Consider the following 24,561-nt stretch of genomic DNA (forward strand, 5'->3'; position numbering starts at 1 on the left):
TAAGAAAATATTAAACATTAAAATAGTTTTTAGAGCAGCTGTTGTAAATCAGTATTTAAAAACATAACAAGTCTTTAAAAATAAACAGACAGCTGCTATTTAAGAGCGTAATTATTGGCTGAGTTCTTCAGTTTGTAGGGGTTTATCTAATGGCACATTATATAGACGCAGCGCCTCTTTCATCACGTTATGAAATACTGGCGCAGCAGTCAGACCAGCATAGTGCAGCCCGCGCGGATCTTCTAACAAGATGACGCTAACAAACTTTGGATTAGAGGCAGGAGCCATACCAGCAAAGACGTTACGATACTGATCAGTATAATACCCACCATCGGGGTTGATCCGGCGCGAGGTACCCGTTTTGCCAGCTACGCGGTAACCGTCGATGTCAGCGGCTTTCGCCGTACCGCCGGGCAAAGTGACCGCCTCTAACATTTTTACAATAGCCATCGCTTGCTCATGCTCCATAACCCGCTTGCTGGCTAGTGGCTTCTCGGTCTTGATCAGGGTCAATGGATGCATAACTCCGCCTGCCCCTAACGCAGCGTAAGCCTGCGCAACTTGCGCAAGGGTGACTTGTAGACCATAACCGTAGCTGACTGTCGCGCGCCGTGAATACTCTTTTTCTTTTGGTGTGCTGACCAGACCTGCGCCTTCCCCTGGGAATTGTAGCGGTGTCTTGGCCCCAAAGCCAAATTGTTTTTGCATATTGGTAATCGCATCAGGCGGTAGTGATAGTGCTATCTTGGTTGAAGCTACGTTACTTGATTTTTGTAATAAAGTAGCAAAATTAATGACGCCTAAATTGTTATGGTCGCGAATGGTATAGCCTTGCACGCGAATAGAGCCAGGATTGGTATCGATTAACGAGTTGGCCGTATATTTACCGGAGTCCAAAGCAGCAGCCACGGTAAAAGGCTTCATGACCGAGCCGGGTTCAAAGACGTCCAATAAAGCACGGTTGCGCTGGTTTTCGCCAGTCATCTCATTAAGGTTATTGGAATTAAAAGACGGCCACGTTGAGAGCGCCATAACCTCACCGGTCTGCACATCAACGATCATCCCTGTTGACCAGCGTGCTTGCTGCAAGCGTCCAGCTTTCTCAAGCTCTTTATACAGCAGGTACTGCAATCTTGAGTCGATAGTCAGTGCCACATCTTTGCCCGGTATCTCAGGCTCCAATTGTTTGATCTCGCGCAGGCTATTTTGCTTGGCATCCTTTAATACCAGCACCTTACCATCGTCACCGGCTAGCGCTGTTTCAAACTGCTTCTCAATACCCGCCCGACCTTCATAACCGCCATCAGGATCATTGGCGTTTTGTCCCATAAACCCTAGCAACTGCGAGTTGGGCTGCGGCTGCGGATAGTAGCGCTGAAAAAAGTTTCTCTCATAGACGCCTGGGAAATCAAGCGCACTTACGCTCTGGGCAATCTCGGGCGTAACTTTGTTCAGTAGCGGCAAATAATGCGAGCCAGCTCCTGAGGGCAGAGCCGCTTTTACTGCTTCTTCATCAGTAACATCGACGCTGTCATCAATACCCGCCGCCTTTTGTAGCTCAGCCACCGGTATATTTGCTGCGACAGCTAAAGTAGTGAGATCCATATTATCTAAGCGCTCTTGTACTCGCGCTTGCAGTTTGGGCTGATCCGGGTTTTCAATCTGAATGCGTTTGAGCTCATAGTATTCTTGTGCATAATCATGCGGACTAAAAGACACGGTTGCCAAAGGGGCACTGATCGCAAGCGGTAGATCATTACGATCGGTGATCATACCGCGATAAGAGGGTTGCGTGCGTACGCCGGTAATCAGCTCATCGCCTTTATCTTGATAAAACTGCGCGTTAGCCACTTGTAAATAATAAGCCCGGCCTATCAGCAGACCCAATATCACAAGAGCAATACCCCAAACCGTACGAAAGCGGTTTTTGTCATACTCAAAACCGCCGCGAGATGAAGCACCAGAAGCTTTGTTAAAAATCGCTTTTTTACGGTTTTTGACACTAGTATAAGCGCCTTGAGTTTCGTTTTTTCTTAGGCGACCATGCAATTTAGTTGCGCGTTTATCTGCATTAGATTTCGAAGTTTTAGACGTTGCAGACTTTTTAGTAGATTTAGCAGTGCTAGCAGAACGCAGTGGCTTGATTACTTTGCCGCTAGCGGTTTTTTTACTGTTTTTCGCGGCGTCTTTATCCTTATCTACCGATTTTTTATCACTCATTGTCCAGCCTCCTCGGTCTCAGGAGATGCTGTAGAAGTTGTCGCTACTGCGTCTGTAGCCGCAGGGGCACTGGGCTGAATGATAAGCTTGTCCTGTAGCGTCGGCGAATACATACCCAGCTCAGCGACCGCGCGGCTTGCAATTTGCGGCGTGGCACTAAAGGTTTGTTGCTCTATTAGCAGACGTTGGTGTTCAATTTGAAGTTTGCGTTCTTGTTTTTTCATGTCTTGCAAAGTTTTATAATCCTGATGATATTGCTGGACGTCCTCAGCCGTTCTGATACCGCTCCATATAATAGCGCCTGCTAGCATCAACAACACGACGACATAAATACTTACTACATTAAAACGGCGTGCAAACATCTCACCGATATCAGTGCTATCAGGTAGGGCGGTACGGCGGTTTGCAGGTTTGTCAGATATTGCCATGACGATCTCAAAAAAGTGAACTTCAATATAAAAAAATAGCGGTAGTAACAAAGTGGTAGTAACAATGTAGTAACAATAAGGGTAGTACTAATAAATAATATCAATAAAAAGTACAACGTTAAAAAAACAACACCGGCAAGTGCTCAAACACGGATAAGCAGTCCATTAAAAATAAAGAGCCAAATAAAAAACAACTGCTGAGCCTAGCAGATAATATTTACAGCTTTTTAACAGCAGCGTACTGACTCATCCCAATAGCAGTCATAGGAGCAGTAAAATCAAAGAGACGCTATTGACTGATAGTCAATGTCTGTTCGAGTCGCTACTCGTAGCCAAGCGCTACGGGCGCGCGGGTTGTTTGCAATCTCGTTTTTACTTGGGCCGATACGTTTAGGCTTACTAAAATAACGCGGGCGCATAGGCGGCATCGGTAATTGCTCATCTTCAGGATACTGACCTTTACTGTGGCGCTGCAAAAACTGCTTGATACGCCGATCTTCAAGCGAGTGAAAGCTAATAACTGCCAACTGACCACCTGACTTTAAGATAGGAATGCTTTGTTCTAAAAAGTGATCGATATCACCAAGCTCATTGTTAATAAAGATGCGCATCGCCTGAAAGCTTTGCGTTGCCGGATGTTTGCCTTTTTGCCAATTGGGATGCGCCACTTTGATCGCCTCCGCAAGCTTAAGGGTCGACTCATAACTATCCATCTGTTTAATTGCGCGCGCAATACGGCGACTGTGACGCTCTTCGCCAAACTCGTAGAGTACATCGGCTAAAGTATCAGCGTCGACGCTCTCAAGCCACTGCCCAACGGACTGGCCACGGCTGGTATCCATACGCATATCGACCGCACCGTCACGCATAAAGCTAAAGCCGCGGCTGCCATCATCGATTTGCGGTGATGATATCCCCAAATCCGCCATAAGTCCGTCGACTTGATTGATCTCAAGCGCAGCCAAACGCTCTGTCAAAGTTGCAAAACTATCGTGGACTACCTGAACGCGGCTATCTTCACGAGCAAGATTATGAGCCACTGCAATAGCCGTCGGATCTTTATCAAACACAATTAAGCGTGCGTCATCAGCTAGCTGGCTTAACAACAGACGACTATGCCCGCCGCGACCAAAGGTTGCATCGACATAAACACCTGAAGCTTGCAGGCTTTTACTGCGATCCGCATTTATACTGGGCAAAGCCTTTACGCCCAGCACTGCGGCGACCGTTTCTTGTAGTAGGACGGCATCGTGTGCAAAGTCCCTCTCATTAGGCTCTTCAGACTTCGACGCTTGTGCAAAAGTATCGGACATAGCAGAGTCCTTGCCAGCATAGGTGGATAAAACTTTATTATTTGGTTTAGACGGTGATAATGACACAAACAACTCGATAGATGGCGACCTATTAGGCCAATAATCAGATAAAAATAAACAAGTTACATCTTATTTAGCCTCATTATCGCAAGGATACATCTGTAGTCAAGCACCAACTGGCCTTTTCATTAAAAATATTGTGCATCCCTGTTATACTAGCGCTTTATTTTACGCTATCTACTGCTTTAATTCATATGCTTTACCCTATATTCTTTATTTTATTTATTCTAACTTTTGATTAATAACTATTCTCTAAGGCTTTTATGATGCAAACGTCGACTCAAACCACTCATACTAGTGTTAATACTAGCCGTCCTGTCCGTACCCGTATTGCGCCCTCCCCTACTGGCTTTCCGCACGTCGGTACCGCTTATATCGCGCTGTTTAATTTGGCCTTTGCTAAAGCCCATGGCGGCGAATTTATCTTACGTATTGAAGATACCGACCAAACGCGCTCAACTGAGCAATCCGAGCAAATGATTTTGGACGCGCTACGCTGGGTCGGACTTGATTGGGCAGAGGGTCCGGATGTTGGCGGACCACATGCGCCTTATCGTCAAAGCGAGCGCGCGGATATCTATAAAAAGTACGCCGAGCAGCTCTTGAATGATGATCACGCCTTTCGCTGTTTTTGTACTGCCGAGGAGCTAGATGCTATGCGTGCAGAGCAAATGGCACGTGGTGAGACGCCGCGCTATGATGGCCGCTACGCTGATCTGCCGCGCGCAGAATCGGACCAGATGGCAGGTGATGGCAAACCCTTTGTGATTCGTATGCGTGTCCCTAAAGACGGCGTTTGCAAAGTTGAAGACATGCTGCGCGGTACGGTTGAGATTCCGTGGGAACAAGTCGACATGCAAGTACTGCTCAAAACGGACGGTCTGCCCACTTATCATCTAGCCAACGTCGTCGATGATCATTTGATGCAGATCAGTCATGTGATGCGCGGCGAGGAATGGCTCAATTCAGCGCCCAAGCACCAACTGCTCTATGATTATTTTGGTTGGGAGATGCCGGTTCTGTGTCACATGCCGCTACTGCGTAACCCCGATAAATCTAAGTTATCCAAACGCAAAAACCCAACCTCCATCACTTATTACCGTGATGCTGGTGTGTTGCCTGAAGCGCTGCTCAACTATCTAGGCCGTATGGGTTACTCCCTACCTAACGATGCCGAAAAGTTCACTTTGGATGAGATGATTGAGAGCTTCGATATTCAGCGTGTTTCCTTGGGCGGTCCTATCTTCGATATCGAAAAGCTCAATTGGTTAAACGCCGAATGGCTGCGTGAGCTAACACCTGAGGAGCTAAAGAATAGAATTCTAGACTGGGCTAACAATAGTGATAAATTAACGGCCATGGCCGCCGCTATCCAGCCACGTATCGAGCTATTGTCTGACGCAGTCAATTGGGGCGGATTTTATTTTCAGAATGTACCGAAGATTACAGCGGAGGATTTTAATCATAAAACGCTGTCAGCGGAACAGATTATGGAGATCTTACAGCTGGCCATCTGGCAATTGGAAGCTTTGCCTAAATGGTCGGAAGACAATATTTACGCCACAATGAAAGGCTTATCGGCGGCGCTCGATATTAAAATGCGCGATTTTATCGCTCCTTTCTTTATTGCCATCGCTGGTAGCTCGTCGTCAACGCCCGTTATGAATTCGATGTGGATTATTGGCGCAGATATGACGCTAATACGCTTGCGTCATGCGGTTGATGTACTAGGCGGCCTCGGTAAGAAAAAGCTGAAAAAGCTTGAGAAAACCGCTCAGAATTTGCCAGACTTTTTGGCATCAGAATAATTTTATAGCAATTATAAAACCGGATAACGTTTTAGGCGCTTATTCGGTTTGCTGGTTTGATATGAGCTTTGTGGCTATAAGACAATTTTTTCTATTTATTACTATTTGCAGAAATAATTGTTGACAACCTCTCCGCTATTCCCTAAAATACGCATCACTCTTAGCGAGGGGCTATAGCTCAGTTGGTAGAGCACTTGCATGGCATGCAAGGGGTCAACGGTTCGACTCCGTTTAGCTCCACCATACTTTTTATAATAAACTTACCGTTTTGATATAAAATTTGCTAATAGGACAGTATCAGCACCTAGGCAAGGCTTGTTATTTAATTACTTATTAATAGTTAAGCACTCTGATATTGTGATTGACCGTTGTATCGATGCTTAATTGCATTAAATACAACACTCTATGCGTCCCCATCGTCTAGAGGCCTAGGACACCGCCCTTTCACGGCGGTAACGGGGGTTCGAATCCCCCTGGGGACGCCACTATTCGGCGTCAGTAATTAGCACTTTTTCGATGAAACTTAAGACTAATTATTGCACCATCCAAAAGCTCAGTTCTAGTCATTACGACTAGAACTGAGCTTTTTTTATGTCTGAACTAAACTCCTCATCCTTTTATTAGTGTAGGATGAAGCCATAAACTTAATTGCTCTCATTGATATAAATAGCTTAACAGATATTTTTAAAAATTTACACAGTCTTACATACGCTCTATCTGGTGACATACCTTAACATTTATATACAGGATACTTGCTTTTTTCTACTTAATAGTATTATGAATAGTTCATGGTTTTCCTTATGCTGGCACTATGTTCATTGTATACATTATTGTTAGTCATTTAAGAATACAGAGCAAATATGAGCTGTGTTTATAATGATCAACAATGCCAAATAACATATAAAACTTTGCTTGAAACAATTTATATTAAGGAATGATTATGACACCTATCTATTCGCCTCAGCGTCGCCCTTCATGGCGTGGTGTGTTAGCAGGTCTTGTCATGGGACTGATAGTAGTGATGGCTATGATTGCTCTCGCTTTAGTATTAAGCTCATTTATACCTTTTGATTTAAAAGGCACCAGTATAGCTGGTGGTATCTATGCCGCTATTACTGCCCTAGTTAGTGCCTTTGTTGCTGGTTATTTTGCTATTAAGTTCTCAGCACCAGAGGCATTATTTGGTGATGGTACCGAGATTGATCAAAAGGACGCTACTTTGACGGGTATGCTAACTGCAGCATTAATCGTGCTTTTTACAACGTTCTTTACCCTTAGTAGTGCCACTGGCATTTTAGCTTCAGCGGGTAATGCTCTTGGTAGCACCGTAAGTACCGTTGCTAAGACAGCAGGCGGCGTTGCAGCAGCAGGTACCTCAGCAGTAGGTACAGCAGCAGCAGGCGGTGCAGCTGTAATACCTGATAGCACTATGCAGCAGATGCAGCAAAGAGCACAGGAAGTTTATCAAACGGTATCTGGCAATATTAGCCGCGAAGATGTACGCGCCATGGTTGCCAAAAACACGCAGAATCTAAGCGAAGAGCAAATTGCTGCGACCACTAGTGTATTAGAAGAGATGATCAACGATACTAAAAGTGATATGGCTAACATGGATTTCACTAGTATCGATACGTGGCGCAACATTGATGACTATGCTAAACAGCGTATGGCATCAATTGAGCAAACCCTGCAAGGTCCTGAGCTGATTAATCGTCTACAACAACAAGGCCTTACTGAAGATCAAGCCGTTCAAGTACGTCAAGAAGTAATGCAGTCGTTCAACGAGTATAAAGCGCAGACAGAACAATATATCGCGCAAGCACAGCAATCTGTAGATCAAGCGGTACAACAAGCTGAAGACATTGCTCGTAAAGCAGCTTTATATACTGGTTTATTTTGGTTAATTAGCGCTATCCTAACCTTTATTGCGGCTACTATGGGCGCTAGAAGTGCAGCCACTAATTATCGTTTAGACAAGCCCATCATTACCCTAGGTGATAATGTGCGTTAGAATGTACGCTAAGCTATTTAATTAAATAGTCGTTTTAAACAATAAAAAGCCCACTCATTTGAACTGACCCCCTAAACTTGGACAGTTTAAGTTTACATCAAGGACTGAGTTCTGTACTTTACAGGACTCAGTCCTTTTAGTTTAAGTTGAATTCTCTCATGATTATAGTAGTGGATATACTCATGAATCTGTTGCTCTAAATCCTCAATGGTATTCGGTTTCTCAATATAAATCGTCTCACATTTGAGCGTACCAAAGAACCCTTCCATCAATGCATTGTCTAAGCAATTACCCTTACGGCTCATACTTTGGTTAATATGATTCGCTCTAAGCGTACTTGCAAACGGTTTCATTTGATAGTGCCAGCCTTGATCTGAATGCAGGGTGAGCTCCTCTTTGCGCTTTGCAGGTATGTTTTTAACGGCACGCTCAAGCATCTGTTTGACTAAGTTATAGACGGGTCGTCTTGAAAGCTCGTAGCTGATGATCTCATTGTTGTAGCCATCGAGTATGGGTGATAGATACAACTTATCACTACCAACCTTAAATTCAGTAATGTCAGTAAACCATCTGCGATTAGGCGCACCTGCTCTGAACTTACGCTTGACCCTGTTCTTAGCTATAACGCCGCACTGTCCTTTGTAGGATCGATACCTTTGTCGTCTGATTCTGGCAGTCAGCTTAAGCTGTCCCATAAGCCTTGCAACCCGCTTATGGTTGACCTTTAGTCCTTCATTCTTAAGTGTCTGAGTGATTCGACGATAACCATATCGACCTTTATGCTGGTGGTAGATATCACGGATGCGCTGTTTCAAGGGAGCGTATTTGTCTTTATCCCAAAGACTCGCTCTATGATAGTAGAAACTACTCCTTGCAAGCTTTGCTATGGTGAGTAAGTCAGATAACACGTGCTGTTGTCTTAGTCCTTCGATGAGCCTTGCTTTTTGTCTGCTTGTTCCTCCGCTCTGAGCAAGGCATCGAGCTTTTTTAAATACGCATTCTCCGCTCGTAGATACTCGTTCTCACGTTTGAGCTCTGCTAGGGTCTTGTCCTCATCAGGTTTGTCTGTGATAGGAGAGGTCATAGGATTACTACCTTTATATTTAGAGGTGAGTCCAGACATACCGTAGTGTCGATAAGCGTTGTGCCAGTGGCTAATAAGCGCAGGTGAGCTGATAGTAAACCTAAGGGCAGTTTCAGACTGACTTAGTCCTTCTGATAACATCACAGCGAGCACTTTATACTTAAAGTCGCTACTGTATTTAGTCCTATCGACCTTAGGCTTGATAGCGTCTATGCCACCATGTTGATATTGCTCGACCCATTTGCTGACAAACCGCGGATTTACAGAAAACTTCTCACTGGTAGCATGTCCGCTATGTCCTTGCTTGTAGTATGCTATGACTTTGATCTTAAAGTCTAGATCGTAACGCATAAAATAACCCCCATAAATTGTGTCCAACTTATGGGGGGCAGTTCAATTAATGTTTGGGCTTTTTTATTGATTTATTTTTTATTATATTTAGATGAATTACAATTTAGAATCTTAGCCTTGTTTACTGTTTCTACCTGACCATATCTGTTTAGCTATAAAATCGTAGAATACTATAATTTTAAAACATCATAATTTTAAAACATCATAATCTCAAAACACTATAAAAGTATAAAACCTATGTATATTAACCAAGATAAAGTATTTAGTACTTCTAAAGCTGATGTCCTTTTTATGAGCTTTGATATGGCTAAACCGCTACAAGAGTATTTACTCAATAATAAAGAAAGATTGATCCCTTTTGAACCCTCGCGCTCTTCAGAGTATTATGAATTGGATAGTATTCATCAACGTATTATTACTGCAATAGATGATCAAACTCAAAAAAGAGCTCTTTCATTGATTATTACAGTAAAAAACTCTAATAGAATTATTGGTATTATTAACTTTACAGGTCTTACCTTTGGGGTATTTCAGGCCTGCTATTTAGGCTTTTCAATAGATAAAGATTTTGAAGGTCAAGGTATTATGCATATCACCTTGCAAAGGGCAATCAGTCATATGCGTGAACAATATGGATTGCATCGGATTATGGCAAACCATCTACCTAACAATGTTAAGAGCGAGCAATTACTAGCTAAACTTGGTTTTGTAAGAGAAGGGTATGCTAAGTCTTACCTAAAAATTAATGGTGAGTGGCAAGACCATGTATTAAACGCTTTAGTATTTGAAAATTAAGATACTTAGAAGTGAGAGACCGATGGAACACAGTTGTACCAGCAAGCTAGTCAGAAAACTTTATGATCTAATCAACCCCTTTATAGACAAATTTAAAGATAGATAAGTACCAAACAATATCACCACTGAGCCCACGATAGCAAAGATATCTAACGCTTCATTAAGCAGTATATAACCAAAAAATATCGCAAAAATGGGAATGACTAGGGTAATACTGGTCGCGCGCGTCGGACCGATATTTTTGATGAGTTGATTCATAAACACAAGCGCAATCGCAGTTGAAAATACGCCGATACAAATTACCGACACCCAAGCTTGCAGGCTAATACTTTTGCCATAAGGAAACTCATAGAGACCAATCGGTAGCATGACTATACTAGCAATGATTATCGACCCGGCGGTGATAGGAATGGGCGATAGGTCTTGTAGATAGTTTCTGGTGATATTGGCTCCAGTAGCATAACCAACACAGCCTAATAAAGCATAGCCTAAAGGCAGCAACCCTGATCCTGAGACGCCTTCACCAACTAAGTTTTCACTCATCAAAATAATAACCCCAATGACCCCAATGACCAAACCAAGAATCTGTTTTTTGGCCAGCTTATCGTTAAAAAAGGTACTGGCAATAAAGCCGCTCATCATGGGTACAGAGGCATTGAGCACAGCCAAAACCCCCGCATTTACAGACTGTGCTGAAAAGGAAAACAAGACAAAAGGAATAGCAGTGGAGAATAGACCAACAACTGTAAGCAGCTTCCATTTTGTACGGATGCCTTGCCGATTTTTTGGATTTAATAACACAAAAACTAGCATAGTTGCGCCTGCAAATAGCACCCGCAAGCTAGCAAAGGCTATTGATCCAAACTCAGGCACGCCGACTCGATAGAAGATAAAGGACAGTGACCACATAAAGGATAGAGTAAAAAAGGTGATAAGATCGCGTCTGGTCATGGTATCGTGGGCTCTTTAGCGGGTAAGCTTAACTGCGTCAGTCAAGCTCGTGAGAAAAACATGGTGATGATAACTTTTTAATCCGCTTAGGTGGGATGTTTTTATGTGTTTAAACTGATTCTCTAAGCCGCCCTTAATGTGATTTTGAATTTTCATAGAATAAAGTTTAGTAATATTATATTTACCTCCATTTTGCTTTTTTTTCATGCATAACCCTCATTGCTTTAGTTATTTTTACCACGTATCATGTTTTTCTAATAAAATTTGACAAAGACAACTTTATTATTAATTTTACTTAACAGTTTTTATTGTTCTAATAATTAACGATAATGAGTACGTTTTTATCTTGTGTAGAGAGTTGGATAAACCTCGTCTTTCGCATAAAAGAACTCACTTAAAAGGACTTAAGTATGGCTATAGATCGTAAGTACGGTGAAGAGCAGCCTTATTGGGCTGCTGGTCCCTTTAAAATACGCCTGCCCTTTATACACTACCGCTGGGAGATCCCTGAGATGCTTCAGGGATTATTCATGTTTATGGTCAGCCTTGCCATGATCCCACTGCTGGAGCAGTATTTGGGTATGCCTTATGATGCTGCCCTAGCGTTTTGTGTGATTGCCGGCCTCATGTACCTGCTGCCCTCACTACTTGGCGTACCGCTAGTACCCGGCTGGATTACTCCTGCCATTCCGATTGTGCTGTTATATTTGCAGGCGTTTGAGCCTGGTCCGGCTGCTGTACAAGCCATGTTTGTCTTGCAATTAGAAGTGTTTTTAATATTTATATTTTTTGGTCTGACTGGCCTTAGCAATCGTATAGTGGGTTTTATCCCCAATTCTTTAAAAGCCGGCGTCATCATTGGGGCTGGTATCGCCGCCTTGATGGGCGAGATACAAACCGGCGGCCGTGTTGAAGCGACACCCATCTCGTTAATTATTGGCGCTATTATATCCGGTTACGTGCTGTTTTCCGTATCTTTTAAACATACTATTCAACATAATCGCTTCGCCAAAATGATTGCCAACCTTGGTATGATCTCAGGCATGTTCGTGGCGATGATTATTGGCTGGGTTATTGGAGAATATCCGCTACCTGATATTGAGTGGGGTATCACCCAGCCTAACTTTAGCGCGATGACGGATTTTTTGATTTTTAATGTCGGTATGCCTGATATCAGTGTTTTCTTACTCGCCTTCCCGACTGCGATGATCGCTTATGTCATTGCCTTTGGTGATATTTTAGTCGGTCAAGCGCTCAGTGAGCGGGTCGATGAAATCCGTCCTGATGAGAAAATTGAAACCAACATTACGCGTATTCATATAGTCACAGGTATTCGTAATGGGGTACTGGCTTTCTTTGCACCGTGGCCGGGACTTGCCGGACCTATCTGGACTGCAGCTCACGCCACCCTTGCCGAGCGCTATGCGCTTGGGCGCAAAGCCATGGACTCCATCTATAGCGGCGGCGGCACCTTTTGGTGGACCGGGCTTGCTGCTATATTTATATTACCGCTGGTCACGCTCTTTAGACCAGTGCTACCCATTGCCTTATCTCTTACTTTATTACTAACTGCTTATATCTGTATCATGGTGGGAATAGAGCAGCTAAAAACCTCTGCTGAGCGTGGAGTGGCAGGAATCGTAGCAGTAACTTTAGCCATGCCAGCGGCGCAATCAACCGTTTATGCTATTGCTATCGGTATCGTGCTCTATATTTTAATCGAAAGACCTACTTCAAGACAACGCAAAGAAACGTTAGAAGCTGCTGCTGCTAGCAAAGCCAACGCTGCTCTTCAAGATGATTTGTAAAGCGGTTTAATTGAGGCGACATAAGCTAGATATTGCATCTAGCTTTGCCAAAGTTTTGACAACACTTATTAATAGTAATTAAAAGGCTAGTAGCGATGTTTGGTATCGACAACTATCTAGGATTTATACTCGCTGGCATGTTGTTAAATCTAACCCCCGGCACCGATAGCTTATACATTATCACGCGTAGTGTAGCGCAAGGACAAACAGCGGGACTTTACTCGGTATTGGGTATCGTCTCCGGCATCTTAGTGCATACGCTGTTGGCAGCGCTGGGGCTATCTATCATATTAGCCAATTCACCCCTAGCCTTTATGTTAGTAAAATATATTGGTGCTGCCTATTTATGTTACTTAGGCGTTAAGATGCTCATTACTACAGCAAAGCCACTAATCACTAATGCTTTAGATAATAGCAAATTAACAGAAAAAAGTAGCCACAACTCTTTAGACTATAAGCAAATCTACAAACAAGGTGTCTTGACCAATACTTTTAACCCAAAAGTTGCTTTGTTTTTCTTAGCTTTCTTCCCGCAGTTTATTGATCCCAATTATGCTTACAGTACGTTGTCGTTTTTAATTTTAGGATTGACCTTTGCCGTAACTGGTCTGCTATGGTGCTTGTGTTTGGCGCTGTTGGCATCGAAGTTTAGTAAAAGTCTGAGAGAAAATCCAGCTGTTGAGTCTATCTTGAATAAAATAAGCGGAGTGGTATTTATTGGCTTGGGTATTAAATTGCTGACTGAGAAGGGATGATTGATTGAAAAGAGAGGATTAATAAAATATAGGAAGAAAAGATAGTAAGACTCAATATTCGATCAATCAAGCCTTTGAGTATGCAAAGTATCCTAACGCAGCATCGACTCTCTTAAAGCTTGCATATTCGCCGCACCAAGCGTCGCCATCGTCACTTGTAGCTCCTCAAGCAACAGCTTATTGACGTGAGCGACGCCAAGCGCGCCTGCCAATGCCAAACCATAAATATAACCTCGACCAATACCGACCGCATCAGCGCCCAAAGCGATCAGCTTGGCCATATCGCTACCCGAGCGCACGCCGCCATCAGCGATAATAACCATATCATTGCCCACACTTTGACGCAGCTCAGGCAATATGTCAGCCACAGCAATAGCATCGGCCAATACCCGCTGTCCATGATTAGAGGCAACAATACCCGCGCAGCCTATATCTCGCGCTCTTTTAGCGTCACTTGGATGTAATATACCTTTTAATAATACCGGCACTGGGCAACGCGTCAGTAGCCATTCTATATCCGCCCAATCTGGCGCTTGCGCCAATAAGTCATTGATGCCTTGAGCCGCATGGGCGCCATTTATATGGTTGCTCTGCGGCAAATTGATAGCCTGACAATAGCTTGGCAGTATCACCTGCGCGCGCCGACTCACCGCTCGTACCCCGCTATGCGGCGCATCGACAGTAATCACTAATAATTGCATACCTTGCGCAGCCAATTTTTCAATCAACTGCAAATTATAGTCACGACGAGCTTGCTTATTGTTTGTCTGACTTGATTGTAGGCTGGATGGCTGAGTGGGTTGTTGAGGAAGCGACTGCCAGTACCACTGCACGGCATTGGCAACAGTAGTGTTTGGCAGTAACTCAGTAAATAGAGTATTGCCTTGCGAGCTAAAGATACAAGGAGTATTTAGCAGGTTAGCCGCTTCAAAGGTGGCTTTTTCCGCTTGCGGATGATACAGACCTTGATGGGCAACCGGTGATAACCAAAGCGGATGCGGTAATCTAATATCTAAGGCGACAGCGCTGTGCGGGTTGTACAAATGACAGCTTAGATCAATAAGTTTGGGATCAAGCATCCGCGGCAGCCAGCGTTTATTATCTAAAGCACTAGCGTTGCTGTAAGAATTGTTGGGCGCTAAGTTGTTTTCAAACAATATGGCCTGCATCGCAGTCGGCAGATGCAGGCGCGCTGCTTGTTCATAATCGCTTAGAGTAACAATGTGACTGGGAATCTGCGCCCAAACAGGTTGCCAACGTTCAGTCATAGACGGTGGGTTAGAATTTGTTGGTTTGGTTGACATTCCACACCCCTTTTTAACACTCTGCCCATAGTCGTAATAAATTATGATAGCTTTTATTAAGGTTATCCAGCTCTTTTGCAACCAGTCCATTATCGATCGCTTGATGATTAAGCTGTTGTAGCTTTTGACGTAGCAAGATATGGCTAATATCTAAGTCATGTAATATCTGGCGCTGCTCATCGCTACGAACGAGGCTTTGTACCCAAGTGACCATCGCTAGACGTTGACCAGATTGTACGCTATTGACCCGGTGCAAACTGGTAGAGGGATAGAGTACCGCATCACCTGCCGCCAGCTTTACAGCGTGCTCGCCGTAGTCATCAGCTATGACCAGCTCCCCGCCTACGTAATCCTCAGGAGCATTTAAAAACAAAGTCAACGATAAATCTGTACGCAGCCACTGCTGGGTATCAGGATGGGTTTGCAGGGCATTATCGACGTGCAAGCCATACTCTTGCCCTACTCCATACTGACTAAATAGCGGCGGCATAAACGTCTTTGGCAAAGCTGCGGACATAAAAACCGGATGGGCTTTAAGGGCAGCCATACTTATATTAGCAAGCGCTGCATAAGCTGGATGATCGCGGCTAAGCTGCCAGTTGTTTTTCTTCTCTTTTGCGCTTGCCCCAGCGGTCAGCTTGCCGTCTTGCCAGTGGTCGTTGTCTTGAGTCAATGCATCGATAATCTGCTGTCGCTGATTATCATCGAGCACTTTTTCGAGGATTTGTAGCACCGTAAATACCTTTTAGTTAAAAATAATAGTTTTGACTCAGCTTAAACCTTTATAAATGCAAAATGCTGGGCTAAAGCCACAGCCTATTTGGGTAGTTAAAGTATATGTTCTAAAATACTCTAAACAAGCAGACTCTATAAAACTATTAGGTTTTATAGAGTCTATAATAGATTTTCAGGCAAAGTTAGAATAAATATCTTAAGGTAACCATAGCATTTAAAGGCTCGCCTTTGACAGCACGCACGCCCTGAATGTTTAAGCTATCAATGTAATCCTCATCGAATAAATTATAGACGTTTAAGTCCGCTGATAAGGCATCGTTGATACGATAAGAGGCAAAAGCATCTACCGTCCAATAATCTGGAATTACGGGCATAGGCGTTTCGCTTGCATCTACATTCGGATCGGTCAAACGTTTTTGTTCATCAACATAACGCACGCCGCCGCCAAAGGTAAATTTCTCACTATAATCGTAACTGGTCCATAAAGTACCAGTGAGATCTGGCGACCAGCGGGCAGAGGAGCCAATACCGTAACGGCTACTATTAGCACCGCCATCTGTAATTTCAGTATCCATGGTTTGAATACCTAAATTGACACGCCAATCTGGCGTAATCTCCCCTTGCGCCGAGAACTCTACGCCTTTAACTTCGCGCTCACCAAACTGGATATAGTTACCATTGTCATCGGCCTCAGCCAGCTCATCTTTATGTTTGGTATGATAATACGACAAGCCAAGTAATAAGCGCTCGTCTAACACATTCCATTTAGTACCAATCTCCCAACTATTGGTTTTTTGTGGATCAAAAACAGGATTCGCATTGGGATTAGTTTCGTCACGCCCTGTAGTACCAAAGGTAAAGTTTTCGCTACCTGGCGGGGTTTCAGCTCGTCCGTAGTTGGCATAGACGCTTGAGTTTATGGTAGGTTTGTATACCACCGCGCCTTTGTAACTAAACAGCGTACCACCATCACTTAAATCACGAGAACTACCGTCGGCCAAATTCTCTTCAAAATCAGTGTCGTAGTTATCTACACGGCCCCCGAGCATCACATCCCACTGCTCATTTAGCGCTACCGTATCAAAGAGGTAAGCGGCCATGGTTTTGGTCTCACCCTTGGTAGTGGCTCCCGTTCGAACCAAATCAGTTTGCGGCATGCTTGGATCAGGGTTGTATAGATTAGGGAAGTTATCACCCAATGAAGAATAGGTTAATACATTATTCTCTTGTTGCTCTTTTAAAAACTCCACGCCAGTTGTGATGTCGTGACTTAGCGAACCAGTCTTCACATCCAAGATATTGATATTGGTCAAGTTGGCAAAGGTTTCATTTTTTCGATCTACCCCTTGGCGAATAGCGCCAATGCGCCATGTATCTCGGTTATCAATATCTATATTGGCGTTTGCTAAATTCTCGTAAGCTTCTAAGATATTGCCGCCTCTACGAATATTGAGCGGCGTATTGTAAGTTAAATAAGGTGAGGAAGTCCGACGATCCATAGTGGTTCTAGCATAACGAGTGGTGTTAGTTAGATAGGTATTGTCATCGATATCGTGTTCTACAAATACGCTATAAACGTCGCTATCGACATCGTCATAATCATCTTTATTGCCGTAATAGTTCTCATCATCTACTTTGGGGGCAGCATTTAGTATTGCGTTACTTCTGTTTAAAAGGTCAACAGCTTCTTGTGGCGTTGAGGCATCGATCAAAGAATAATCAAGCTGGGAGAAGTCAAAGTCATCAACCGTATAATTGGTCGGACCACGAAAATAACCATCCATCCCTATCGTTGGGATACCGCTCTCAGGAGTATCACGCGCTCGTAGCAACTGAGCGCTGGCTGTGACTCGAGTTGGCGTATCTGCACCCCAAGTGATACTAGGCGCAATCCCGTATTTTTCGACATCGACCTCATCACGATCAACCGCGTCGCCTTTTTCAAACATGAGGTTTAAACGACCATCAAAATTCTCATTTAGCGGCTGATTCAAGTCCGCGGTTACCCGAGTTTTGGCCTCAGTATCGACACTGACCTCAGTTTCATATTCAGTATAAGGTTTGGGTTTTTTGGTCACGATGTTGATAGCGCCGCCTACCGCGCCGCGTCCAAGCTCAGCACCCGCTAAGCCTTTGGTGACCTCAATAGATTCGACGTTAAAAGTATCACGGCTCACCGGTGCTACGTTACGTACGCCATCTACCAAAAACAAGCTATTGCCAGAGAACCCGCGCATACTAATGGCATCGCCTTCGTTACTATTGGCATTCTCACCCATCTGCATAGTAATCCCTGGGGTATTACGTAGTGCATCGATTAAACTGTTTGCTTTTTGCTCTTCAATCAGCTCATCAGTAATTACCGTTATCGTTTGCGGCGTATCGACCAAAGGCTGAATATATTTAGTATTGGCTAAATAGTCCTCTTTAAAATCAGCATCAGGCTCAGCGGTTACTGTGATCGCCTCTAAGGTAGTGCTGGGCAATGCCTCATCAGCAGTGGCATTAGCGCTGCTATAATTGGAGGGAGGCGTCGATATCCCAGCTACACTGTCTACCGAAGCTGCACTGGCCATATTTGATAGTGAAGACAAAGGGACTGCTGATGCCATCATCAATAGCGTAGATAATGATGATTTGCGCGTGGTAGTGATGGACGTACAGGCGGCAGTAGTAACAGGCTGTCCAGTGTGATTACGGCTTTTTGGCATGAGTGAATCCCTTAAGTATTGGCATATGCGGCAAATAAAACAATAGAAAAGATAACGTTAATGAGAACGATTCGTATTCTATATAAAGTTTAATGCTCATACAAGGATTAATTTAGGTTTTTATATGGTGAATCTATGTGTCGATGGCAGGATTATTGTTTTCTCATGACTATTTACTAAGGGCTAGTGACAGTAGATTTAAGAAAATAAAAAATATAGGATAAAAGTATCGGCGGTCAATAATATTAATTTTTCAAGTTTTACTTGCACAAGTAGCAGTCTGTCAAAAGGGTCTTTATGAATTATAAGTATCTAGCAAGTACATTACAGATGGCTCCCATTGAACATCTCTGCAATTTCGCTATCAAATGCCTGATCAAAATTGTCGGGAATACTGATACTATTTTTTAAAGTTCCCATTTTACGTTTAGTTACCTGCGTATCTAGAGGTACGAGCTTTACTTGTGGCACACCTGCTTTGGCAATGATAACGGGTTGACCTAGTAGCTTCACATCTTCAATGATACGTGATAAGTGTGTTTTTGCTTCATGAATGTTGATTGATTTAGTCTCTACTGGCGTTAGATTAGTCATAAAGATATCCTCTTTCTGTAGCTTGTATAAACTAGCTTAAACAACTTAGTCTATAGCCTTAGTTTATTCTTAAAAGATGACAAGATATAGTTAATTGAATGGCAGGTAAAAAATCAGTAGATTGCGCTTGCTCAAACTTTAACCAACTCCATCAATGGCTCAAAGGAATAAAGTGTAGAGGTTCTGCCAGTGCCTTCTTCAAATTCATGCTTTGTCTCTCAAAAATAGCGAAAAATGAGATACAAAATGCTAACCAGAAGTAGATTTTAACCAATTCTAGTTGTATAAGTCGTAGGGTGCGCCCAGCGCACTGATAGTTAATTTAATTTATATCATTGAGTGGTATAAGCTTTCTGATTTAGCTTATTATTGCTCTATAAATTTATAAACCGTTGTATACTTATTGATCGTATCTATCCTTTATAAGCTCTATCCCAATCTGGATGAGTATCTGGTGGCAATATTTCAATGCTACCGTCTATACAAGTAACTTTATTATACAAGTACTTCCAAGCTTTACCTTGTATCGAATCAATACTTGTAAAACTACTGTCTGTATAATTTATGACACTATCATCAAATAACTGAATTATGTTTTTCAGTTCCACACTATCATTATTTAAGTGATAAACGTAAGTATGATCTGAACTTACAACAGCAATGAGACTGAGATCTGGACTATAATCTATAATTGAGACGTTTAGATTTTTAGCAAAGCGATCTACAAAATTAATTGCTTTCTTCCTCACTGACCAGATACTAACTCCTTCACTTCCTCCTGAAAATAGTTTGGTACCATCCCTATTAAAATGACAACTTCTAATGTTTTGTTCAGCTGCAAACTGATGAAGGAGAGTAATTTTTTCTGAATTTAGCTCCCATAAACTAGCCCCCCTAATACCAACCATTAGTAAATGGTTTCTATTGGGACTAAATTGAGAACTTTTGTCAAAATGTTTATTATCAAATCGATGAATGCAGTTAACAACATCTTCACTTACGTTCCAAATACTGGCACCAATGCTACCAATTAGTAATATTTGAGAACCATCAGAATTGAAATTAGCATGTTCAATATCTTGAACATCAGCAAAGCTATCTAAACTGACCATAGCTTCATCCTCTATGTTCCAAAGACTAGCTCCATTTGTACTACTCAATAGTAGTCGTGAACCATCTGGACTAAACTCACAGCTTTGAACCTCTTTATCAGTTGTAATTTCTTTAATACATTCAACATTTTCTCCATCAATCTTCCAGAGGCTAGCTTTACCAATAATGTCTATTATAACTAACTTTAAACTATCCGGACTAAATTGACAATTTCGAATAAAAGGAAGGTTTTCAAGATACTTAAAACGAATAAGTTCGTTTCTTTGCACTTTCCAAATGCTAAGCCCATTATAATCTCCAGTTAATAGATTTTTTCCATTTGGACTAAACTGACAGTTTTGTATATGTGTTTTTCTATTAAACTGATGAGTACAATCAATTCTTTCTTTATTTATTTTCCATACACTAACTTCGTTAAATTGACTCTTTAAAACTATTTGAGTAGCATCGCAACTAAACTGGCAGCTTGTAATATTTTGATTTTTAGCAAACTTATGAATGCAAATAAATTTATTATTTTTCATTTCCCAAAGACTAGTCTCGTTAATACCTCCTAATAATACTAAATTGCTATCAGGACTAAACTGTACACTTCGAACAACTTTTTTGTCAGGAAATTGATAAGTACAAACTAAGCTTTTATCTTTTATCATCCATATACTAGCACCATTTACACCACCTAATAATATTTGAGTGCCATCAGGACTAAATTTACATTCATACACGCGATGTCTTTTATCAAAACGTTGAAAATAAGTATTACCATCTTCTTCTGTATCTTCTATACTAAATCCTTCATAATTCAACAGCATTATTTGAGAGCCATCAGGACTAAATTCGTAATTCGTAACATTTTCAATATCATCATGTTTATATACACATGTAAACTCTTCCTTTACTTCGCAAATATAAGCACCGTATCTTCCATCCAACAATATTCTAGAGTAATCGGTACTAAATCGACACTTCTCTACAAGAGTTTCAGGACGAAAAGTATATAGAATTTTAATTTTTTCTTCATTTAGCTCATACACCAGAACTTCTTCATAGTCCATTATAATTATTTGAGAACCATCAGAGCGAAATTCACAGCTCTTGATATTTCTTCCATTAGCAAATTGATGAGTACAAACTATACTACTTTTGCCAATTTCCCAAATACTAGCACCAGTACTTCCTCCTATTAAAAGCTGATTACCATTTGGATGTAAACTAAACGCGCTAGCATCTATTGTTTCGTTTATTAGTTGTTGATATTTAGGTAGAGGCTCGCTTAAACTAATGTTTGAAGATGGAATTATCATATTTGATGATACTATGATTTTATTCTGCAATTCTTTTAATATCTTGCAATGATAGAATCTATTTTCATAAGAGCTAGCTTGATTACATGAAACATTTTCGGCTATACAACGTTCAAACTTATTTTGTCCTAAATACGCGTTTTTTAAATTTATATTTGAAAAGTTGACGAAGCTAAAATCACATTCTTTAATATTAGCTCCCAGTAAGTTTATTTCTTTTAGATCCAAAGGATTGCTTTCTAAGTGCAAATTAAATTCGAGTTTATAAAATGTCAGGTACTGCCAATTAGGACTTTCTAGAGTAGTAAAATTCTGACTTTTATAATAAGTAAAGTACCAGATATCGAATGCTATTTGCCGAGCGGAAACACTACTCTCAGCTTTTTGGAGCAATTGCCAATTTTGATCGAATTTAATTTGTTCAACTTCTCGACTAGCCAATCGCCAATCTATTAAGAACTGAGCAATCTCATAACTAAGGTTTTCCCGAGTGAATATAGAGTCAAAACCTTTTTCTAAGTTATCTGAACTAATAACATTATCGAATATACCTACAGCTACAAAGAACTCTAAAAATGATGTATGTGCAAAACGATACTCATCATCATTATCTCTGACTAATAAACTAGCATTATGTAAGTCTTGTAGTATCAGTTCTGGATCATATTGACCTGAGTTGAGTTTGATGTTTAATTGTGGATAATCGTCTCGATGCTCTAGAATCCAATTGTCTAAATCTTCTACATACAAGGTAGTAACACCTTGTTGCCAAAGATATAAGGCAAAACGCCCTAGCAATTTACGCTTTTCATCTAGAGGAATGAGATGTTTTTCGTTGTCACGATATCCGACTTTATCGAATAATAGTTTATAGAGTGTTGAAGCATTTATATGGGGGTTAGTTTTGAACTCTTCTTGTAGTTCTGGTAACAAATCTCGAATAAGGTTTAACATCAGGGGACGTTCAGATAACCCTGATAAATCATGAACGTTATTGATGAATGTCATTGCTTTTTCTGCATCTTCTTTACCAAGCCAGTTTACAAGATAGCCTTGAATTTGCTCTTTAGTGAAAGGAAGCAAATAGTAGATTTGATAATTCTTAGTTTCGCCAGCGCTAATACTAGTCTCATTGCGGTAATAAAGCTGATGAAAAGCTTCTTGTTCTGCATAGCTCTTGAAAAAGTGTGTACGACAGCTTATTAGAATACGTGAATTGATAGGTACCGTAGTTTGCTCCTGTAGACTACCATCTACTTGAAGACGTTCGAGATCTTGTTGATAGACACTTTTAGGAAATATTTCTATCAACTTATTAAGCAAACCTGTTTGTTGCTTCGCATTAAGCTTTTGACCCACTTCATCGAAGCCATCGAATATTAAAAGACAAGGGTATTCTTTAATAAACTGAATAATAGTATCGCCTGATACATTGTTATTGACTCCACTTATACTCAGCATAGTTTCAAGCAAATTATTCACAGATTGAGTAACAATATCTTCTTGTTTGCCAAATGCGTTGAGCAACTTTTTTAAGTCTAGGTAGATCGGAAGAACAGGACGATTTTCAGGCTTTTGCTGATTATAGTTGCTCATCAATTTTTTAGTTAACATCTGACAGCTTGTCGATTTACCCGAACCGAAGTCACCAAGTAAATAAAATAACCGAGTTTCTTTACCAGTTATACCAGTTGCCCACCCATACATATAGTCAACAATATCAATTGCTCCCTCATATTGATGCTGTTGAGTATTACCTTTCAAAAACTCTGGCTTTTCAGATGATAGGTCTACACTGTTTCCCGTATCACGTAGAGTTTTCTTAACATCGTAATGTTTATCAAACTTTGGTGGATCTGGATTTTTATCAAACCAATCATATATATTTTCGACCAATTGATTGATGAAGACCTTCTTGTCAGCAAGTGATGCGCTATCAAAAAAATCTAGACCGTTAGTGAACGTATTAGGAGGTGAGAGTGCAAGATTCTGCTGAAACCTACTATCCATATCACCGTATGAACAATCAAATGGCACGACAATAGCACGACGATTAACAATATTTCGACCTTCTTCTGATAAATAGTAGTCTATCTCACGTTGACAAGCTTTAGAATAAAGATACTTCTGAGTGTAGCAGACAACAGCAACAGGTGTAATTTGACACATAGTATCTTGCTGTTCCGTTTGATTTTCACCCAATTCAAAACCTTTATAGTCAATAAATAAAGACACTCTATGACTGTCTTTATATTTAGCAGGTGGGTTATTAAGTCCAATTTCTAGCATATCTGCAAATTTTCGCTGAATGGTAAGCTCGTCTTTATCTGACTCCCATGAATAACTGAATAATACCTGTCTTTTGGTTTCGTTGAGCTTTGGACTAGCTTTTGGTGCTACAAACTTATCGTTGTTCAGCTCATTGTGAACATTGCTTTGTTTTATAAAATCAGCAGTCTTTTGATTGATATTTGCGCTAAGTTTTTCTTGAACGATGACGATAATTACATTGTTTTTATCATTTTCAATGTTTATACCTAAATCATTTTCTTCAAATTCCTGATTGAGCATACTGATACGTTTACGAAAGTTAGAAGGTGTGACTTTGCTCATTTCATTTTCAGTGGCATTCATAAGTATAGTTTTATCAAGATTGAGGTTTCTAGTCTCTTTTATTAGATCAGTAATTACTTGCCACTGTCTTAAAACAGTATTACCTAATAACTCCTCGTCCATGAGTGTTTGAGTAACAATATCCAAGTATTCTATTTTTTTATCCAGCATATAGTGCCTCTTTTTGAGTAGTAATTTTATTAAACTGTATATCGCATCTTAGTACATTTTAATTACATTTTTTACTTTTTTTTACATTAATATATTTAATCGTAATATGGATAGATTTATTACTGCTCTCTACCTAATCTAATATAGATAGTTTTCCCAAAATAAACCTGATTCAAACACGACAAATATCAATAAAAGCATGATATTACCGCTAGCCTTGATTATAGCGAATATCCTGACAGGTTAGGCGCGTTGCAGACTGTGGCTGGAGGCGGTATCGAGGCAACAGGAACGGCTCAAACCATAATGCCCGCCTCGCCTAGACTGGCAGATACAAGCAAAAAGCAGGATAAGCTCCGCTATCCTAAAAAACCTACACCCACAAAAAAAGCCCAGTCCCCTACTTAAGGAGACTGAGCTTTATATTATTCT

At 41.3% G+C, this 24,561-nt stretch carries 16 protein-coding genes, 2 tRNA genes and 1 pseudogene; 8 read left to right on the top strand and 11 right to left on the bottom strand.

The window, feature by feature from the left end; translation table 11 throughout:
• Nucleotides 1-111 precede the first annotated feature (111 nt).
• The 3 genes from ACR63N_RS14340 to rsmH all read right to left on the bottom strand — a co-directional run bounded on the left by ACR63N_RS14340 (nucleotide 112) and on the right by rsmH (nucleotide 3,961).
• Nucleotides 112-2,220 carry a peptidoglycan D,D-transpeptidase FtsI family protein gene (locus ACR63N_RS14340; RefSeq protein ID WP_472782222.1) on the bottom strand — a complete coding sequence of 703 codons (2,109 nt, stop codon included), beginning with the start codon at nucleotides 2,218-2,220 and terminating at the stop codon, nucleotides 112-114.
• Nucleotides 2,217-2,648 (bottom strand): cell division protein FtsL, encoded by a 432-nt coding sequence (gene ftsL / locus ACR63N_RS14345; RefSeq protein WP_367105420.1) that lies wholly within the window; start codon nucleotides 2,646-2,648, stop codon nucleotides 2,217-2,219. Before ftsL ends, ACR63N_RS14340 begins: the two co-directional genes overlap by 4 nt.
• A 278-nt stretch (nucleotides 2,649-2,926) precedes the next feature.
• Nucleotides 2,927-3,961, bottom strand: a complete 1,035-nt coding sequence (rsmH, locus tag ACR63N_RS14350) for a 16S rRNA (cytosine(1402)-N(4))-methyltransferase RsmH (RefSeq protein WP_367109258.1) — start codon at nucleotides 3,959-3,961, stop codon at nucleotides 2,927-2,929.
• 323 nt (nucleotides 3,962-4,284) lie between these two features.
• Between rsmH and gltX the strand changes: the two genes are divergently transcribed.
• From gltX to ACR63N_RS14370, 4 genes are all read left to right on the top strand, one after another.
• On the top strand, nucleotides 4,285-5,829 hold the full coding sequence (gene gltX / locus ACR63N_RS14355) for a glutamate--tRNA ligase (protein WP_367107331.1): 1,545 nt from the start codon (nucleotides 4,285-4,287) through the stop codon (nucleotides 5,827-5,829).
• Between the two features lie 167 nt (nucleotides 5,830-5,996).
• Nucleotides 5,997-6,072: transfer RNA gene (locus ACR63N_RS14360), tRNA-Ala, on the top strand.
• Between the two features lie 166 nt (nucleotides 6,073-6,238).
• A tRNA-Glu gene (locus tag ACR63N_RS14365) sits at nucleotides 6,239-6,314 on the top strand.
• A gap of 455 nt (nucleotides 6,315-6,769) precedes the next feature.
• Nucleotides 6,770-7,840 carry a hypothetical protein gene (locus ACR63N_RS14370; protein ID WP_367105417.1) on the top strand — a complete coding sequence of 357 codons (1,071 nt, stop codon included), beginning with the start codon at nucleotides 6,770-6,772 and terminating at the stop codon, nucleotides 7,838-7,840.
• A gap of 92 nt (nucleotides 7,841-7,932) precedes the next feature.
• Here the strand turns inward: ACR63N_RS14370 and ACR63N_RS14375 are convergent.
• Both ACR63N_RS14375 and ACR63N_RS14380 read right to left on the bottom strand, forming a co-directional pair.
• Nucleotides 7,933-8,775 (bottom strand): annotated as a pseudogene (locus ACR63N_RS14375) (IS3 family transposase); the annotation flags it as partial.
• Complete coding sequence (locus ACR63N_RS14380) at nucleotides 8,760-9,275, bottom strand: transposase (protein WP_367105913.1); 516 nt, start codon at nucleotides 9,273-9,275, stop codon at nucleotides 8,760-8,762. The gene ACR63N_RS14380 and the pseudogene ACR63N_RS14375, both read right to left, overlap by 16 nt.
• A 237-nt stretch (nucleotides 9,276-9,512) precedes the next feature.
• Here ACR63N_RS14380 and ACR63N_RS14385 point away from each other — a divergent pair, with 237 nt between their 5' ends.
• The gene (locus ACR63N_RS14385; RefSeq protein WP_472782223.1) at nucleotides 9,513-10,070 is read left to right on the top strand and encodes a GNAT family N-acetyltransferase; all 558 of its coding nucleotides are present in this window, start codon (nucleotides 9,513-9,515) and stop codon (nucleotides 10,068-10,070) included.
• A gap of 60 nt (nucleotides 10,071-10,130) precedes the next feature.
• Here ACR63N_RS14385 and ACR63N_RS14390 read toward each other — a convergent pair whose 3' ends face one another.
• Nucleotides 10,131-11,021, bottom strand: a complete 891-nt coding sequence (locus tag ACR63N_RS14390) for a DMT family transporter (protein ID WP_367110910.1) — start codon at nucleotides 11,019-11,021, stop codon at nucleotides 10,131-10,133.
• 410 nt (nucleotides 11,022-11,431) lie between these two features.
• Between ACR63N_RS14390 and ACR63N_RS14395 the strand changes: the two genes are divergently transcribed.
• Both ACR63N_RS14395 and ACR63N_RS14400 read left to right on the top strand, forming a co-directional pair.
• Complete coding sequence (locus ACR63N_RS14395) at nucleotides 11,432-12,829, top strand: permease family protein (protein ID WP_367107491.1); 1,398 nt, start codon at nucleotides 11,432-11,434, stop codon at nucleotides 12,827-12,829.
• Nucleotides 12,830-12,924: 95 nt separating this feature from the next.
• Nucleotides 12,925-13,584 carry a LysE family translocator gene (locus tag ACR63N_RS14400; RefSeq protein WP_367107492.1) on the top strand — a complete coding sequence of 220 codons (660 nt, stop codon included), beginning with the start codon at nucleotides 12,925-12,927 and terminating at the stop codon, nucleotides 13,582-13,584.
• A gap of 92 nt (nucleotides 13,585-13,676) precedes the next feature.
• Here ACR63N_RS14400 and ACR63N_RS14405 read toward each other — a convergent pair whose 3' ends face one another.
• The 5 genes from ACR63N_RS14405 to ACR63N_RS14425 form a co-directional block, all read right to left on the bottom strand.
• Complete coding sequence (locus ACR63N_RS14405) at nucleotides 13,677-14,888, bottom strand: alpha-hydroxy acid oxidase (RefSeq protein WP_367107493.1); 1,212 nt, start codon at nucleotides 14,886-14,888, stop codon at nucleotides 13,677-13,679.
• A 13-nt stretch (nucleotides 14,889-14,901) separates the two neighbouring features.
• Complete coding sequence (locus tag ACR63N_RS14410; RefSeq protein WP_472782224.1) at nucleotides 14,902-15,621, bottom strand: Fe2+-dependent dioxygenase; 720 nt, start codon at nucleotides 15,619-15,621, stop codon at nucleotides 14,902-14,904.
• Between the two features lie 184 nt (nucleotides 15,622-15,805).
• A complete protein-coding gene (locus ACR63N_RS14415; RefSeq protein ID WP_472782225.1) occupies nucleotides 15,806-18,334 on the bottom strand; it encodes a TonB-dependent siderophore receptor in 2,529 nt (842 codons plus the stop codon).
• Nucleotides 18,335-18,658: 324 nt separating this feature from the next.
• On the bottom strand, nucleotides 18,659-18,928 hold the full coding sequence (locus tag ACR63N_RS14420; RefSeq protein WP_472782226.1) for a type II toxin-antitoxin system Phd/YefM family antitoxin: 270 nt from the start codon (nucleotides 18,926-18,928) through the stop codon (nucleotides 18,659-18,661).
• Nucleotides 18,929-19,341: 413 nt separating this feature from the next.
• Nucleotides 19,342-24,129, bottom strand: a complete 4,788-nt coding sequence (locus ACR63N_RS14425) for an NACHT and WD40 repeat domain-containing protein (RefSeq protein ID WP_367105408.1) — start codon at nucleotides 24,127-24,129, stop codon at nucleotides 19,342-19,344.
• A gap of 252 nt (nucleotides 24,130-24,381) precedes the next feature.
• Between ACR63N_RS14425 and ACR63N_RS14430 the strand changes: the two genes are divergently transcribed.
• Nucleotides 24,382-24,537, top strand: coding sequence for a hypothetical protein (locus tag ACR63N_RS14430; protein WP_367105407.1), 156 nt, complete (start codon nucleotides 24,382-24,384; stop codon nucleotides 24,535-24,537).
• Nucleotides 24,538-24,561 lie beyond the last annotated feature (24 nt).

It is taken from the genome of Psychrobacter sp. M4 (assembly GCF_055699795.1).